Source organism: Lysobacter luteus (assembly GCF_907164845.1).
GTDB lineage: Bacteria > Pseudomonadota > Gammaproteobacteria > Xanthomonadales > Xanthomonadaceae > Novilysobacter > Novilysobacter luteus.
Genome location: NZ_OU015430.1, coordinates 1,025,413 through 1,040,306, shown reverse-complemented (window position 1 = coordinate 1,040,306; position 14,894 = coordinate 1,025,413). Strand labels below are relative to the sequence as shown.

The window sequence follows — 14,894 nt, the reverse complement described above, 5'->3', positions numbered from 1 at the left end:
CTGGCGCCTCCGGCCACCGACCGGATCGCACGCCTGTTTGGTTCGACGGGTTTGGACCGCGGCACTGCCTGCGATGCCGGAAAGACACAGGGCCGCACGATGCGGCCCCGGTCTGTAGCGCGGAGCGACCGCCGCTCCGGTTACCCGGATCGGCCGCGGTCATGCTCCATCGGCAGGATTACGACTTGACGTGCGCCTTGACGTAATCGATCGCCTGCTGGACCGAAGTGATCTTTTCGGCTTCCTCGTCCGGGATCTCGCACTCGAACTCTTCCTCGAGCGCCATCACCAGCTCGACGGTGTCGAGCGAATCGGCACCCAGGTCGTCGACGAACGAAGCGTTGTTGGTGACCTCGTCTTCCTTCACGCCCAGCTGCTCAACCACGATCTTCTTGACGCGCTCTTCGATGCTGCTCATTGCTGTTACTCCTCCCGGACGGGATATTCGATGGAATAGTGTAGTGGAATCGGGCGACTTGCGAGTATCCGCAAAAGTCCTTTCGCCTCAGTTGCTTGTGTCCCGTGAAAGCCCCTTGCGGGACCTCACGCCATGTACATGCCGCCGTTGACGTGCAGGGTCTCGCCGGTGATGTAGGCCGCCGACGGCCCTGCCAGGAATGCCACCGCGCGGGCGATGTCGGCCGGCTCGCCAAAGCGCCCGAGCGCGATCTGGCCGAGCATCGCGTCCTTGGCGTCTTCGGGCAGCGAGCGGGTCATGTCGGTGTCGATGAAGCCCGGTGCGACCACGTTGACGGTGACGCCACGCGATCCGATCTCCTTGGCCAACGACTTGCTGAAGGCGATGATCCCGGCCTTCGCCGCGGCATAGTTGGCCTGGCCCGCGTTGCCGGTGACGCCGATGACCGAGGCGATGTTGATGATGCGGCCCTTGCGCGCCTTCATCATCGAGCGCATGACCGCCTTGGACGTGCGGAAGACACTGGTGAGATTCGTGTCGATGATCGCCTGCCAGTCCTCGTCCTTCATCCGCATCAGCAGGTTGTCGCGGGTGATGCCGGCGTTGTTGACCAGGATGGAGATCGCACCGAACTCCTTGCCGATGCCGTCGATCAGCGCCTCGATCGAGGCCGGGTCCGCGACGTCGAGCACGCGGCCATGGCCCCCGTGGGCGGCCATCCGTTCGCCGATCGCCGCCGCGCCGGACTCGGACGTGGCGGTGCCGACGACGGTCGCACCCAGCGCGGCGAGTTCGTCGGCGATCGCGGCGCCGATGCCACGGCTGGCACCGGTCACGAGGGCGATTTCGCCGGTCAGGGGTAGATTGCTCATGGGTTCACTTCCTGCATTCATGGGAGCGGCCCGGGGCCGCGTTCGGAGGCCTGGCTACCGGCCATTCGACAGGGCCTCGAAGGCCACGCGCGGCTTGCCATGTCACTGCCAGGCGGCCAGCGCGGCGTCGAAGTCCGAGGGTGTGCCCAGCGCGCGCGCGTCGACCGACTTGTCGATGCGCTTGACCAGCCCGGCGAGCACCTTGCCCGGGCCGCACTCGGCGATGCGCGCGGCGCCGTTCGCGACCAGCGTCTGGACGCAACCGGTCCACTGCACCGGCAGGTACAACTGGCGCACCAGGGCATCGCGGATCGCGTCGGCATCCGCCTGTACCTGCCCGTCCACGTTCTGCACCACGGCCAGCGCCGGCGCGGACCATTGGACGCCGACCATCGCTTCGGCCAGCCGATCGGACGCTTCGCGCATCAGCGGCGTATGCGACGGGACGCTGACGGCCAGTTTCACCACCTTGCGCACGCCGCGCTCGGCCAGCATCACCAGCGCCCGGTCGACCGCCGCGCAGTGGCCGCCGATGACGATCTGACCGGGTGAGTTGTAGTTGGCCGGGACGACCACCTCGCGGCTCGAAGCCGACTCGCAGACTTCCGCCACCAGCGCGTCATCCGTGCCGAGCACCGCCGCCATCGCGCCGGTACCAGCGGGCGCGGCGTCCTGCATCAGCTGCCCACGCAGCCGGACCAGGCGCGCGGCGTCGCCCAGCGACAGCACGCCGGCCGCGACCAGCGCGCTGTACTCGCCCAGGCTGTGTCCCGCGAGCTGCGCGGGGCGCGGGCCGGCCTGGGCGGCCCAAGCACGCCACACGGCAACACCCGCGGCCAGCAGGGCCGGCTGGGTGAACTCGGTCTGGTTGAGGCGGTCCTCGGGGCCGGACCGGGCGAGTGTCCACAGGTCGGTGCCTGCGCCCTCGCTCGCCTCGGCGAACGTCTCGACGACCGTCGGATGGGCCTGCGCGAGCTCGGCCAGCATGCCGATCGACTGCGACCCCTGTCCGGGGAACACGAAAGCGAGTTGGTGGTCCGTACCTGGTCCGGTCACGCAGCGGCTCCCAGCAAAAACAGCCCGACATGATACGAGCGATTGTGCCGGGTCGTCTGTACCGGCGCGTACAGTGCCGACCGCGGTGGGTGTGCGGGTTTTCCCTTCCCCAAATGAAAACGCCCCCGGCGATGCGGGGGCGTCCATTGCTTCGGGCGGCGCGATGGTCAGTAGCGCATCAGCGCCGAGCCCCAGGTGAAGCCGCCGCCGAAGGCCTCGAGCAGCACCAGCTGGCCACGCTTCACCCGGCCGGACCGCACCGCTTCGTCCAGTGCCAGCGGCACCGAACCCGACGATGTATTGCCGTGGCGATCGACGGTCACGATGACCCGCTCCATCGGCATGTCCAGCCGCTTGGCAGTCGCCTCGATGATGCGCAGGTTGGCCTGGTGCGGGATCAGCCAGTCGATCTCATGGCGGTCGAGCGAATTCGCCGCGAGCGCCTCCTCGACCACCGAATCGAGCGCCTTGACCGCGTGCTTGAAGACCTCGTTGCCGGTCATCAGGACCTTGACGCCGGCATTGTGCTCTCCCGGCTTGAACCCGACCGACACGCCGACCGGGTTCCACAGCAGCTCCTTCTTGCCGCCGTCGGCATGCATGTGCGTGCTGAGGATCCCGGTGTCGCTGTCGGCCTTGAGCACCACCGCGCCGGCGCCGTCACCGAACAGCACGCACGTGCCGCGGTCGTTCCAGTCGAGCATGCGGGTGAGGGTTTCCGCGCCGACCACCAGCACCGTCCTGGCGCTGCCGGAGCGGATGAACTTGTCGGCCACCGTCAGCGCGTAGATGAAGCCCGAACATGCCGCGTTGACGTCGAACGCGGGGCAGCCGTTGGCACCGAGCCGGTGCTGCAGCAGGCACGCGGTCGACGGGAAGATCAGGTCGGGGGTGGTTGTGCCGAGCACGATCAGGTCGAGCTCGGACGCCTCGACGCCGGCCGCCTCCATCGCCCGCACCGCGGCGTGGTAGGCCAGGTCTCCGGTGGTCTCGCCTTCGGCGGCCACGTGGCGCTCGCGGATGCCGGTACGCGCGGCGATCCATTCATCACTGGTGTCGACGATCTTCGACAGGTCGTCGTTGGTCAGCACCTTTTCCGGCAGGTAGCTGCCGGTACCCGCAATGCGGGCATAAATACGTTCAGTCATCACCACTCCCGCGGCGAACACGCCGTTGCACGGACGCCAGCACGCTGGCGATGGAGCTCGCCGCAGCCGGGGCACTCAGTGCGACGACCTTGCCGCGGTCACCGTCGAACACTCGACGGCAACCGCGCACGCGGGAGCGCCCGCGTGTCGCGGCGGGCGCGTCGAAGCTTACTCTTCGTCGGCGATCTTCGACTGGGTGTCGATCACCTTCTTGCCACGGTAGTAGCCGTCGGCGGTGACGTGGTGGCGGATGTGGGTCTCGCCGGTGGTCGGGTCGGTCGCCAGTTGCTTGCTGGACAGCGAATCGTGGGCGCGGCGCATGCCACGCTTGGACGGGGAGACGCGGGACTTCTGGACAGCCATGGTGTTACTCCAGGGAAAACCGAGAAAACTTCGATTGCGGGGCCCGCCGGACTACTCCGCCGGGCCGGACTTGTTCTTCAGTGACGACAACGCCGCGAACGGGTTGACGCATTCCAGCTCGTCGGCGTCCGGAGCCCAGTTGCGCTCCATCGCCTCGGTGCCGGGCTTCACCGGCACCACCGGCACGGCGAGGATCAACTCGTCCTCGACCAGCTCGACCGGATTCAGCATGCCGTCGGCCGACACCAGCAACGCCTCGTAACCCGGTGGCAACGCCGCCTCGTCGGCTTCGTCGCGTATCAGACCCAGGCGCTGGTCGATGTCGACCGGGAACACGAAGCGCTCAAGGCTGCGCTGGCATTGCAGCGGCAACCCGGTGCGGACCTTGAGTTCCACGTACGGCACCTGCAGCTCGTCGGTACCGAAGTCGAGTGAGAACGCCACCTCACCTTCGGCATCGACCAGGCTGTCGCGGATACGCGACAGCGACGCCAGGGGCACCTGGCCCTCGACGCCACGCCGCGCCGCGACCATGCGCCAGGCATCCAGGACTTCGGGCACCGGCACTTTGGGCGCGTCAGCAGACATAAGCCGCGGAATATTAAGGATCACCCCCCCTGCTGTCAAACGCTGCAAGCCCCTGCGGGCCCGTCTGGACAGGTGTCTGGGAGCACCCGGGGACTGGCGCCCGGCGCCCGATTTGCCGCCCGACGGCGCCGCACGGCAGACTGAACGCGTTTGCAGCCCCTGGCCGAAAACCGCGTGAATGCTCCCGCAACCCTCATCGCCCTGATCGCGATCGCCGCCGCCCTGCTGGTGGCGGTGGGCGCATGGCGCCGCCAGCTGGGCCGGCGCCAGCGCGCGATGCGCGAACTGCTCGATTCGGCCGATGCGCTGGAAGCACGGCTGCGGACCGCCCGATCCGAGATCGAGGCGGTCGCCGGGGAGCATATCGACGACCCGGTGCAGGAGGCGATGCGCGAGATGCTCCGCCAGCGGCTGTGGCTGCGCGAGCACGGCGATCGCGCAAGCCTGGCCGAGCTGGTGCAGGTCCGTGACTCGATCGACCAGGCCCGTGGCCGGATCGAGACCCAGCTGGTCCGGATCGAGCGCGCCCGCGCGCCGGTGGCCTGATGTCGGCGCGGCTCGTCCTGGCGTCCACCTCGCCGTATCGACGCGAGCTGCTGGCGCGCCTCGGCGTCGCCTTCGACATGGCCCGGCCGGACGTCGACGAGACCCCGGCACCGGGCGAGTCTCCCGCCGACCTTGCCCGCCGGCTCGCCATCGCCAAGGCGACCGCGGTTGCCGCCGGGCGCGTCGCCTGGGTGATCGGATCCGACCAGGTTGCATCGCTCGACGGCCAACCACTCGGCAAGCCCGGCAACCGCGAACGCGCGATCGGGCAGCTGCAGGCGATGTCGGGCCGCGCGGTCGCGTTCCATACCGGTGTCTGCGTCACCAACGGCGACCAGCCCCGGTTTGCGCTGGATACCACGGTGGTACGGTTCCGCACGCTCGAGGCCGGCGAGATCGCGCGCTATGTCGACCGCGAGCTGCCGTTCGACTGCGCCGGCAGCTTCAAGTCCGAGGGCCTCGGCATCACCCTGTTCGAGGCAATCGAGACCCGCGACCCGACCGCGCTGGTCGGGTTGCCACTGATCGAGACGGCGCGGCTGCTGCGCGACGCCGGATTTACCCTGCCCTGACCGGTCCGGGCGACGTCGACCTGCTCAGCGCAGGTTGACCGGCTGCTCCGGCCAGGCCTCCACGCTGCCATCGGCCCCGTGCAGCCTCAGGCCGAGCCAGTGCACCCCCGGCGCCAGGCCTCCTGCGTCCACGCTCGCCTCGAAGCCCACCCGCGGATGGTTGGGGTCGGTCGAATGGCCCCAGAACGCCTTGGTCCCAGGACTGTTCAGGCCATAGCGGGCGGTGGCGATGACCCGGCCATCCAGGGTGACCTCGACCCGCTCCAGACCGGTGCCGTCCTTGAAGGCCCAGCCCCGTACGTCGAACCGGCGGTTGACGGCAGCACCGGACACCGGCGCATCGATCCAGGCCATCCCCGGCGTCGTGCATTCGGCGCCCACCGCGTGCGGCGGCTCCATCCGGAACAGCAGGAACCGCTGGCGCCCGTGGTCGACGTTGACCTCCCGCGCCGCGGGCAGCGGCCCGACCATGGCGCACAGGCCGTGGTAGCGCGCGAGCAGATCCTTGTAGGGCACGTCGCTGGGGCTGGTCACCAGCAGCACCGGGTCGTCGCCCCAGTCCTCCGCACCCCGCGTCCACAGGCCCCAGAGCCGCAGTTGCGGTGCGCGGCCGTGCTTGCGGTTGAGTGAATGGTCGAGCACGGCGATCCGCGGCTCGCCCAGCGCGAAACCGAGTTCGGCCCCGAGCTTGAAGCTGCCAGCGACGATGCGGGTGCCGTCGGGCATCTCCGCACGCTCGAGCTTGACCGCGTCGGCCAGCTCGTCCCAGCCGGCGAAGTTGGACGGGTACCACTTCTGCGCTGCCGTGCGCGCGCGCAGTTCGGGGATCGACACTGCGGTGTAATAGCCCAGCATCGCCACCAGCCCGACGCCGGCCAGCGCCCAGGTGGCGCGACGCAACCACGTCGGCCACGCCGCCAGCAGTGCCGGCAGCAACGGCAGCAGTGCCAGGTAGCCCGGCAGCGGCCAGTGGAAGCTCACCCGCTCGGTATCGGCGAAGAACCCCAGCGCGAAGAACCCCAGCACCACCAGCCCACCCAGCAGCGCGAAGTAGCGCGAAGACGGATGGGCGCTGCGGTTGCCGCGCCAGCCGGCCGCCAGCAGGGCGGCGAACAGCAGCGGCGTGACCAGCAGCGCCTGGATCGCGATGAACCACAGGCCCTCGATATGGAACGCCCACGGGTGGCGGTCCACCAGCTGGAAGCGAAGGCCGGCGTCGGCGTTGTCGAAGTTCCAGGCCACCAGCGGTGCCCAGGCGGCCGCACCGATCGCGATCGCCGTCCAGGTACGCATGTCACGCAACACCCGTCGGCCGTCCGGCAGCAGCAGCAATGCAATCAGGCCGACCCCGATCACCGCGATGAACCGGTAATGGCTCAGCGCGCCGATCGACAGCCCCAGCGCAAGCTCGAGCGCGGCGGCGGCCGTGACCTGCCGCAGCAGCTTCGCGCCGGCGTCGACGCACAGCAGCGTCGCCACCGCCATCGCCGCATCGGGCAATGCCAGCAGGCCGAGCGTGCCCGACAGCGGCAACAACAGAGCGAAGCTGCCGGCCTTCCAGCCGTACTCCCGGCCGTACTCGCGCGCGGTGATGCGCATCACCAGCACCGGCACCAGCGCGGCCAGCAGCAGGAACGGCAACCGCAGACCGAGCGCGGTATCACCGCCGAGCGTCACCCCCAGCCGCGCGAGCCACGCGGTCATGCCGGGCAGGTCCGAATAGGCAGGCGCGAGGTGTTGCCCCTCCAGCCAGTAGAACGCCTCGTCGACGAACAGTGGGAGCCGTGCGGCCACCAGCAGCTTGAGCGCGAACACACCCGCGAACAGCGCCCAGAACACGGTTCGTGCGCGGCTCCGGTCGGGATGTGGCGCTTGGACGGCAGGCGTGTCGCGCGATGGGTGCAACGGGGCGGGAACTTGCCGCATCAACGAATGACCTCGGTAGACTCGGGCGCAATTGGCGGGCGCCGTGCGGCGCCGTCAGCGGTTGACCCGCGACGGCGAGAGGGGTTCAGGGAGCGCCGCGCCGGCACCACTTGGAGAGCACCCATGGCGACATCCCCTGCGGTACCCCGCGACTCGGCGAGCATCCTACCCGAGCACCTGCGTGGTGCCCTTGACCGGGCGCAGACACAGGTCAATACGCTGGTCCTGGGCAAGGCGCACGAGGTGCGGCTGGCGTTCGTCGCGCTGCTGTCGGACGGCCACCTGCTGATCGAGGACCTGCCCGGGCTCGGCAAGACCACCCTCGCCCATGCGCTGGCGGCGACGCTGGGGCTTGAGTTCCAGCGCGTGCAGTTCACCTCGGACCTGCTGCCGGCCGACGTGGTCGGTGTCTCGGTGTTCGACCCGCAGGCGCGCCGCTTCGAGTTCCACCCCGGCCCGGTGTTCACCCAGGTGCTGCTGGCCGACGAGATCAACCGCGCCCCGCCGCGCACGCAGAGTGCACTGCTGGAAGCGATGGCCGAGCACCAGGTGACGGTCGACGGCACCAGCCACGCACTACCGGCGCCGTTCTTCGTCATCGCCACCCAGAACCCGGTCGACCTCTCGGGCACCTACCCGTTGCCGGACTCGCAGCTGGACCGGTTCCTGCTGCGGCTGGCGCTGGGCTACCCGGCCGAGGACGCCGAGCGCGCCCTGCTCGCCGGCGAGGACCGTCGCGCGCTGATCGCACAGGTGCGCCCGCTGTTGACCGTGGACGACGTGCTGGCCGCGCGCGACGCGGTGAAGTCGGTGCATGCCAGCGACTCGCTCATCGCCTACGTGCAGGCACTGCTGACGCGCAGCCGCCGCCACCCTGGCGTAAGGGTCGGGCTTTCACCGCGCGCGGGGCTCGCGTTGCTGCGCGCGGCACGTGCCTACGCGTTGCTGCTGGGCCGCGCCCACGTTCGGCCCGACGACGTGCAGGCGCTGTTCTCCGCGGTTGCCGCGCACCGGCTGGTCGCCGAAGCGGACGCCGGCAGCGACGCGGCCCTGGCCAAGGCAATCCTGCACGCGGTGCCGGTGGACTGAGGATGGCCGGCACTCTGCGGCGACGGTTGCACGACTGGGCGCTGGTGTGGACCCGTCCGCGCGAACCCGAGGCCCTGCCCGCCTGCTTCGACCGGCGCCGGGTGTACGTACTGCCGACCCGCTTCGGGCTGTTCTACGCGGTGCTGCTGCTGGCGATGCTCTTGGGTGCGCTCAACTACAACAACAACCCGGCGTTGCTGCTCGGGTTGCTGCTGGCCGGTGCCGGGCTCGCCAGCCTGGTCGCCGCCCAGTTGCAGCTCACCGGCCTGGCGGTGGTCGCGCTCGACGCCGAGCCGGTGCCGGCCGGTGACGAGCTGACGGTCCGCCTGCACGCACAGGCCAACGACCGCCGGCGCCGACGTGGCCTCGCCGTCGCGCTCGAATCGACGGAAGGCGTCCCGGGCTTGTTGAACCTCGAGCAGGGCCGCGGCGAATCGCATGTCGCGCTTCCCACCAGCGAACGCGGGTGGCTCGACCTGCCGCGGTTGCGCGTGTCGACCACCCGGCCGCTCGGGCTCGCCACCGCGTGGGCGTACGTGTGGCCGCAGGCACCGGCGCTGGTCTATCCACGGCCGGAACCGGACGGCCCGCCGCTGCCGACCGGCTCGGGTGACCGGGTGCAGACCCGCCTGCATCCCAGTGGCGAGGACGTGCACCACCTGCGCAACTACCGTCGCGGCGATTCGCGCCGGGCGATCGCGTGGAAGTCGTCGGCCCGTCGCGACAGCTTGCTGGTGCGCGAGTACGAGCAGCCGCTCGGGGCCGACATCGTGCTCGACTGGAGCACGCTCGGGCGCATGCCGCAGGAAGCAAAGGTGTCGCGCCTCGCACGCTGGGTGGACGAGGCCGAGCGCGACGGCCGCCGTTACCGGCTGATGCTGCCCGGCCAGCCATCGCTCGGGCCCGACCAGGGCCCCGCCCACCGCCACGCCTGCCTGCGCGCACTGGCGCTGCTGCCGCATGTCTGAGCCCACCCGCAACACCGCGCTAGACCACGGCAGCCGGCGCTGGGCCCTCGCGGCGGCCGCGGCCTGCCTGCTGCCGTTGCTGCTGCAGTTGCCGGGCCAGTTGGCGCTGGTCATCGCGGGCGCGGCCGTCCTGGTCGCGGTGGCGTCGTGGCGGAAGCCGTTGCACGGACTGTTGCGGTTGCTCCTGGCGCTCGGCTTGCTGGGCGCGGTGGTGTCGATGGCGGGTTTCAACCTGGGGCGGGACACCGGCTGCGCGGTACTGGCGGCGATGCTGGCGATCAAGCCGGCGGAGACCTACAGCCTGCGCGATGCGCGCAGCCTGATCGGGTTCGCGCTGTTCGCGCCGTTCGGCACGTTCCTGCTCGACCAGGGCCCCCTGGCCCTGGAGCTCGGGCTGGTGGGTGCGGTGCTCGCGCTCTGTGCGCTGCAGCGCCTGGCGGACCTGGAATCCGGCGACGCCGTCGCGACCGGCGCGGCGCGGCGCTTCGCCGGCATCGGCCGGTTGCTGGCGATCGGCCTGCCGCTGGCGCTGGCGGCATTCTGGCTCTTCCCGCGGCTCGGGTCGCCGTTGTGGGGCGTGCCCGAGCGCACGATGGCGCGCACCGGATTGTCGGGCGAGATGAGCCCGGGCCAGTGGATCGACCTCATCGCCGACGACACCCCGGCGTTGCGCGTGCGCTTCTTCGGCGAGACGCCACCGACCTCGCAGATGTACTGGCGCGGCCCGGTGATGTGGGATTTCGACGGCCGCACCTGGTCACGGTCGCCCTGGTTGGCCAACCTGCCCCCGGCCGACGTCCGCCACGGCGATGTGCGCTGGGACTACGAAGTGGAAGTGGAGCCGACCGACCGGCGCCAGTTCGTGTCGCTCGAACTGCCGGTCGACGTTCCCGACGGTGTCCGGCTCAACCACGGCCACGAGATCCACGCCCCGCGCCCGTTGAACGCGCTGACGCGCTGGCGCATGCAGTCCTCGCCGCCGGTGGCGTACGAACCGGACCTGCGGCCGGGATTGCGCCGCATCGCGCTGTCGCTACCGGACGGCTACAACCCACGCACCCTGCAGCTGGCGCGGCAATGGCGGGCCGAGGCCGGACCGGACGACGGCGCGATCGTCCGCCGCGCGCTCGACTGGATCACCGCCGAATTCGCCTACACGCTGACCACCCCGCTGCCGGGCCGGCACGCAGTGGACGAGTTCCTGTTCGACCAGCAGGCCGGCTTCTGCGAGCACTACAGCTCGGCCTTCGTGGTGCTGATGCGTGGCGCCGGCATCCCGGCCCGCGTCGTCACCGGCTACGTCGGCGGCTACCGCAATCCGGTCGGCGACTATTGGTTGGTGCGCCGCTCCGATGCCCACGCCTGGGCCGAGGTCTGGCTCGAAGGCCGGGGCTGGGTCCGGGTCGACCCCACCGCAGCGGTCGCACCCGAACGGATCTACGACACCCTCGACGACCGCCGGCCCGGTGCCGGCCTGCTGGGCGACGTGTTCGGCGGCGGCACGCTGTTCGACTACACCGACTGGTTGCGCCGCGGCTGGAACGACTTCGTGCTTGGCTTCGATGCCGACCGGCAGGCGCGGATGCTCAGGCCGCTCGGCATCGACCGCCTCGACGGCGTCCGGCTGGGCCTGCTGTTCACCGTCGCCGCGCTACTGGCACTGCTTTGGATGATCTGGCTGAGCCGCCGCGGCGAGCGCCAGCCGGACCCGGTGCTGCGTGCCTGGCATGCGCTCGACCGACGCTACCGGCGGCTAGGCTTGGGGCGCGAGCCGCACGAATCCGCGCTGGACTGGGCCGAGCGGGTCCGCCAGGCGCGCCCGTCCGACGACGGCACGCTGTTGGGACTCAGCCAACGTTTCAGCGATTGGCGCTACGCTGCCAGCCAGCCGGGGGCTGCCCAGGCGCGCCGATCGCTGATCCGCGAGCTGCGTGCCCACCGCCCGCACTGACCGGTCCGGTGACCCGGACCCCAACGGAGCACACGATGAATAGCCTGATCCGCCCCACATCGAACCCGCTGCGCCTGGCCATGCTTGCGCTGGCCGCCGCGCTGCTGGCCGCCTGCGCCAGCCAGCCCAAGCCCCTGCAGGGCGAGTTCGCCCAGATCAGTCCACGCGACGCCATCGGCACCGACCGCACCGGTGCCGCGGTCCGCTGGGGCGGCCGCATCGTCGATGTCGAGCCACAGCCCAACCGCACCTGTTTCGAGATGATCTCCACCCGTCTCAACGCCTACGGCCGGCCGTACTGGGCGACCGACGACGTTGGCGGACGCTTCATCGCCTGCCGCGAGGGCTTCTACGACCCGGCGTTGTTCGAGAAGAACCGCGAAGTGACCTTCACCGGTCGCATCGACGGATACGAGAACCGCCGCATCGGCGAGTACGACTACCGCTTCCCGCGGGTGGCGGCCGACGTGGTCTACCTGTGGCCGGTGCGCGAGCGCGTGGACGTGGTCACGCGGCCGGCACCGTGGCCCTGGTGGGGCTGGTGGTGAGCTAGCGCACGAAAGCAAAACGCCCGGCTGGTCCGGGCGTTTTGCATGGTGCCGACGGTGAGGGTTACCCGGCGACGATGTTGACGATCTTGCCGGGCACCACGATCACCTTGCGCACCGCCAGGCCATCGAGGAACTTGGCGACGTTCGGCTCGGCCAGTGCGAGCCGCTCGGCCTCGGCCTTGTCCACGTTCACCGGCACCTCGATGGTGCCGCGCAACTTGCCGTTGACCTGCACCGCCAGCGTCACCGCGTCGCGCGCGAGCGCGGCCGGGTCGGCGACCGGGAACGGCACGTCCTCCAGCAGCGTTTCCGGGTGGCCCAGCGCCTGCCACAGCGCGTGGCTGACATGCGGGGTCACCGGGTTGAGCAGCAGCACCATCGCTTCCAGCGCCTCGTGCCGGACCGCGCGGCCCTGGTCGCTCATGTCGTCGAACTTCGCGACGTGGTTGAGCAGTTCCATCAGCGAGGCGATCGCGGTGTTGAACGCGTGGCGGCGTCCGTAGTCGTCGCCGACCTTCTGGATGGTCTCGTGCAACTGCCGGCGCAGCGTCTTCTGGGCGGCGTCCAGCGTTGCCGGATCGACCATCGGGTGGTCCGGCTGGACCGCGTGGGTGGTCACCTCGCGCCAGAAACGACGCAGGAACCGCGCCATGCCGTCCACGCCCGACTCGTGCCACTCCAGCGACTGCTCGGGCGGCGCGGCGAACATCGAGAACAGCCGCACGGTGTCGGCGCCGTACCGGCCGATCATCAACTGCGGGTCGACGCCGTTGTTCTTGGACTTGGACATCTTCTCGGTGCCGCCGATCACCACCGGCTGGCCGTCGGACTTCAGCGTCGCGCCGGTGATGCGGCCCTTCTCGTCGCGGGCGATCTCGACGTCGGCGGGGTTGATCCAGTCCTTCGTGCCCCCTTCGCCGTCACGGTAGAACGTGTCGGCGATGACCATGCCCTGGGTCAGCAGGTTGCGCGCCGGTTCGTCGCTCGACACCAGCCCTTGGTCGCGCAGGAGCTTGTGATAGAAGCGGAAGTACAGCAGGTGCAGGATCGCGTGCTCGATGCCGCCGATGTACTGGTCGACCGGCAGCCAGTGGTCGGCGCGGGCGTCGACCTGGGTCCCGGCGCCGGGCGAGGTGTAGCGCGCGTAGTACCAGCTGGACTCCATGAAGGTGTCGAAGGTGTCGGTCTCGCGCTCGGCGGCCGCGCCGCAGGTGGGGCAGGTGGTCCTGCGCCACTCCGGATCGGCCTTGATCGGCGATCCGGTGCCCATGAACTCGACGTCCTCGGGCAGCACCACCGGCAACTGCTCTTCCGGCACCGGCACGGCGCCGCAGGCATCGCAGTAGATCACCGGGATCGGGCAGCCCCAGTAGCGCTGGCGGCTGACGCCCCAGTCGCGCAGGCGGAAGTTGACCTTGCGCGCGCCCCGCCCTTCGGACTCGAAGCGCTGCGCCAGCGCGTCAAACGCCTGCTGGAAGTCCAGCCCGTCCAGCTCGCCGGAGTTCACCAGCCAGCCCCGATCGGTGTACGCGCCCTCCTCCTCGATGCGCCGCTGGAACTCCTGCACCACCTGTACGGCGGCGCCGGTGTCGTAGCTGTCGGTCGGCCGGGATTCGCCGAGCGCCGCGCCCATCGGGTCGGCGTGATTGCCGAGATCGCTACCGATTTCCCGCAGCGCATCGCGGACCGCGTCCGGCACGATCACCGTACGCACCGGCAGGCGGTAGCGGTTGGCGAACTCCCAGTCGCGCTGGTCGTGGCCAGGCACCGCCATCACCGCGCCGGTGCCGTAACCCATCAGCACGAAGTTGGCGACATAGACCGGGATCTCCTCGCCACTGAGCGGATGCACCGCGCGCAGGCCGGTGTCCATGCCGCGCTTTTCCTGCGTTTCCAGCTCGGCCTCGGTGACCCCGCCCTTCTTCAGGTCGGCGATGAAGTCCGCGAGTTCCTGGTTGTGCTGCGCCGCGCGCACCGCCAGCGGATGCTCGGCGGCGATCGACACGAAGGTCACGCCCATCAGCGTGTCGGGACGCGTGGTGTAGACGGTCAGCGGTGCCTGCGCGGCGCCATCGGCATCGCGCACGTCGAATCGGATCTCGAGCCCTTCCGAGCGCCCGATCCAGTTGCGCTGCATGGTCTTGACCGCGTCCGGCCAGCCCTCGAGCGTGTCCAGGCCGTCCAGCAGTTCCTGGGCATACCCGGTGATGCGGAGGAACCACTGCGGGATCTCGCGTTTCTCCACCAGCGCGCCGGTGCGCCAGCCGCGGCCGTCGATCACCTGCTCGTTGGCCAGCACGGTCTGGTCGACCGGGTCCCAGTTGACCACCGAGTTCTTCCGGTAGGCCAGGCCCTGCTTCATCAGCCGCACGAACATGCGCTGTTCGTGCACGTAGTACGACGGCTGGCAGGTGGCGAACTCGCGCGACCAGTCGATCGCATAGCCCATCGCCTGCAGCTGGGCCTTCATGTGGGCGATGTTGGCGTAGGTCCATTTCGCCGGCGCGGTGCGGTGCTTGATCGCGGCGTTCTCGGCCGGCAGCCCGAATGCGTCCCAGCCCATCGGCTGCAGCACGTTGTGGCCGGTCATCCGCTTGTAGCGACTGATCACGTCGCTGATCGTGTAGTTGCGCACGTGGCCCATGTGCAGCGCCCCGGACGGGTACGGCAGCATCGACAGGCAGTAGTACTTCGGCTTGGGCGACGATTCGTCCACTTCGAACGCCCGGGTGGCGTTCCAGAAGCCCTGCGCGGCGGCCTCAACGGCTTGCGGGTCGAACGCCCGCGGATCGGTCTGGCTGGGGGCGGCGGAAGCTTCGGTGGGCACGGCGCGGGCACTTGGTCGA

Annotated in this window: 14 protein-coding genes; 6 read left to right on the top strand and 8 right to left on the bottom strand. The window is 70.0% G+C overall.

Features of this window, described 5'->3' with window-relative positions; genetic code table 11:
- Nucleotides 1-178: 178 nt before the first annotated feature.
- From acpP to KOD61_RS04845, 6 genes are all read right to left on the bottom strand, one after another.
- Nucleotides 179-418 carry an acyl carrier protein gene (gene acpP / locus KOD61_RS04870; RefSeq protein ID WP_036111977.1) on the bottom strand — a complete coding sequence of 80 codons (240 nt, stop codon included), beginning with the start codon at nucleotides 416-418 and terminating at the stop codon, nucleotides 179-181.
- Nucleotides 419-543: 125 nt separating this feature from the next.
- On the bottom strand, nucleotides 544-1,290 hold the full coding sequence (gene fabG, locus KOD61_RS04865; protein WP_215219917.1) for a 3-oxoacyl-ACP reductase FabG: 747 nt from the start codon (nucleotides 1,288-1,290) through the stop codon (nucleotides 544-546).
- A gap of 102 nt (nucleotides 1,291-1,392) precedes the next feature.
- Nucleotides 1,393-2,277 carry an ACP S-malonyltransferase gene (gene fabD / locus KOD61_RS04860; RefSeq protein WP_251370692.1) on the bottom strand — a complete coding sequence of 295 codons (885 nt, stop codon included), beginning with the start codon at nucleotides 2,275-2,277 and terminating at the stop codon, nucleotides 1,393-1,395.
- A gap of 236 nt (nucleotides 2,278-2,513) precedes the next feature.
- Nucleotides 2,514-3,494 (bottom strand): beta-ketoacyl-ACP synthase III, encoded by a 981-nt coding sequence (locus KOD61_RS04855; protein WP_215219915.1) that lies wholly within the window; start codon nucleotides 3,492-3,494, stop codon nucleotides 2,514-2,516.
- Nucleotides 3,495-3,662: 168 nt separating this feature from the next.
- Nucleotides 3,663-3,857: a 50S ribosomal protein L32 gene (gene rpmF / locus KOD61_RS04850; RefSeq protein WP_215219914.1), complete on the bottom strand. Its 195-nt coding sequence runs from the start codon at nucleotides 3,855-3,857 to the stop codon at nucleotides 3,663-3,665.
- Nucleotides 3,858-3,908: 51 nt separating this feature from the next.
- Nucleotides 3,909-4,445 (bottom strand): YceD family protein, encoded by a 537-nt coding sequence (locus KOD61_RS04845; protein WP_215219913.1) that lies wholly within the window; start codon nucleotides 4,443-4,445, stop codon nucleotides 3,909-3,911.
- 174 nt (nucleotides 4,446-4,619) lie between these two features.
- Between KOD61_RS04845 and KOD61_RS04840 the strand changes: the two genes are divergently transcribed.
- Nucleotides 4,620-4,991 carry a hypothetical protein gene (locus KOD61_RS04840; protein WP_215219912.1) on the top strand — a complete coding sequence of 124 codons (372 nt, stop codon included), beginning with the start codon at nucleotides 4,620-4,622 and terminating at the stop codon, nucleotides 4,989-4,991.
- Entirely contained in the window at nucleotides 4,991-5,563 is a 573-nt protein-coding gene (locus KOD61_RS04835) for a Maf family protein (protein ID WP_215219911.1), read from the top strand. Before KOD61_RS04840 ends, KOD61_RS04835 begins: the two co-directional genes overlap by 1 nt.
- A gap of 24 nt (nucleotides 5,564-5,587) precedes the next feature.
- On the opposite strand, the gene KOD61_RS04830 is transcribed toward KOD61_RS04835, so the two are convergent.
- Entirely contained in the window at nucleotides 5,588-7,489 is a 1,902-nt protein-coding gene (locus KOD61_RS04830) for an ArnT family glycosyltransferase (RefSeq protein ID WP_215219910.1), read from the bottom strand.
- 123 nt (nucleotides 7,490-7,612) lie between these two features.
- On the opposite strand from KOD61_RS04830, the gene KOD61_RS04825 reads away from it, so the two are divergent.
- The 4 genes from KOD61_RS04825 to KOD61_RS04810 are packed head-to-tail and all read left to right on the top strand — an operon-like array spanning nucleotide 7,613 to nucleotide 12,045.
- Nucleotides 7,613-8,578, top strand: a complete 966-nt coding sequence (locus KOD61_RS04825; RefSeq protein WP_215219909.1) for an AAA family ATPase — start codon at nucleotides 7,613-7,615, stop codon at nucleotides 8,576-8,578.
- Between the two features lie 2 nt (nucleotides 8,579-8,580).
- Nucleotides 8,581-9,546, top strand: coding sequence for a DUF58 domain-containing protein (locus KOD61_RS04820; RefSeq protein ID WP_215219908.1), 966 nt, complete (start codon nucleotides 8,581-8,583; stop codon nucleotides 9,544-9,546).
- On the top strand, nucleotides 9,539-11,497 hold the full coding sequence (locus tag KOD61_RS04815) for a transglutaminase family protein (protein WP_215219907.1): 1,959 nt from the start codon (nucleotides 9,539-9,541) through the stop codon (nucleotides 11,495-11,497). Before KOD61_RS04820 ends, KOD61_RS04815 begins: the two co-directional genes overlap by 8 nt.
- 35 nt (nucleotides 11,498-11,532) lie before the next feature.
- Nucleotides 11,533-12,045: a Slp family lipoprotein gene (locus tag KOD61_RS04810; protein ID WP_251370663.1), complete on the top strand. Its 513-nt coding sequence runs from the start codon at nucleotides 11,533-11,535 to the stop codon at nucleotides 12,043-12,045.
- A gap of 64 nt (nucleotides 12,046-12,109) precedes the next feature.
- On the opposite strand, the gene leuS is transcribed toward KOD61_RS04810, so the two are convergent.
- Nucleotides 12,110-14,875 (bottom strand): leucine--tRNA ligase, encoded by a 2,766-nt coding sequence (gene leuS / locus KOD61_RS04805; RefSeq protein ID WP_215219906.1) that lies wholly within the window; start codon nucleotides 14,873-14,875, stop codon nucleotides 12,110-12,112.
- Between the last annotated feature and the right edge of the window lie 19 nt (nucleotides 14,876-14,894).

Excerpts from the sequence above, each read along its gene's own strand:
- acpP (WP_036111977.1), bottom strand. The coding sequence starts at position 418 with ATGAGCAGCATCGAAGAGCGCGTCAAGAAGATCGTGGTTGAGCAGCTG.
- fabG (WP_215219917.1), bottom strand. The coding sequence starts at position 1,290 with ATGAGCAATCTACCCCTGACCGGCGAAATCGCCCTCGTGACCGGTGCC.
- fabD (WP_251370692.1), bottom strand. The coding sequence starts at position 2,277 with ATGCTGGCCGAGCTCGCGCAGGCCCATCCGACGGTCGTCGAGACGTTC.
- KOD61_RS04855 (WP_215219915.1), bottom strand. The coding sequence starts at position 3,494 with ATGACTGAACGTATTTATGCCCGCATTGCGGGTACCGGCAGCTACCTG.
- rpmF (WP_215219914.1), bottom strand. The coding sequence starts at position 3,857 with ATGGCTGTCCAGAAGTCCCGCGTCTCCCCGTCCAAGCGTGGCATGCGC.
- KOD61_RS04845 (WP_215219913.1), bottom strand. The coding sequence starts at position 4,445 with ATGTCTGCTGACGCGCCCAAAGTGCCGGTGCCCGAAGTCCTGGATGCC.
- KOD61_RS04835 (WP_215219911.1), top strand. The coding sequence starts at position 4,991 with ATGTCGGCGCGGCTCGTCCTGGCGTCCACCTCGCCGTATCGACGCGAG.
- KOD61_RS04830 (WP_215219910.1), bottom strand. The coding sequence starts at position 7,489 with ATGCGGCAAGTTCCCGCCCCGTTGCACCCATCGCGCGACACGCCTGCC.
- KOD61_RS04825 (WP_215219909.1), top strand. The coding sequence starts at position 7,613 with ATGGCGACATCCCCTGCGGTACCCCGCGACTCGGCGAGCATCCTACCC.
- KOD61_RS04820 (WP_215219908.1), top strand. The coding sequence starts at position 8,581 with ATGGCCGGCACTCTGCGGCGACGGTTGCACGACTGGGCGCTGGTGTGG.
- KOD61_RS04815 (WP_215219907.1), top strand. The coding sequence starts at position 9,539 with ATGTCTGAGCCCACCCGCAACACCGCGCTAGACCACGGCAGCCGGCGC.
- KOD61_RS04810 (WP_251370663.1), top strand. The coding sequence starts at position 11,533 with ATGAATAGCCTGATCCGCCCCACATCGAACCCGCTGCGCCTGGCCATG.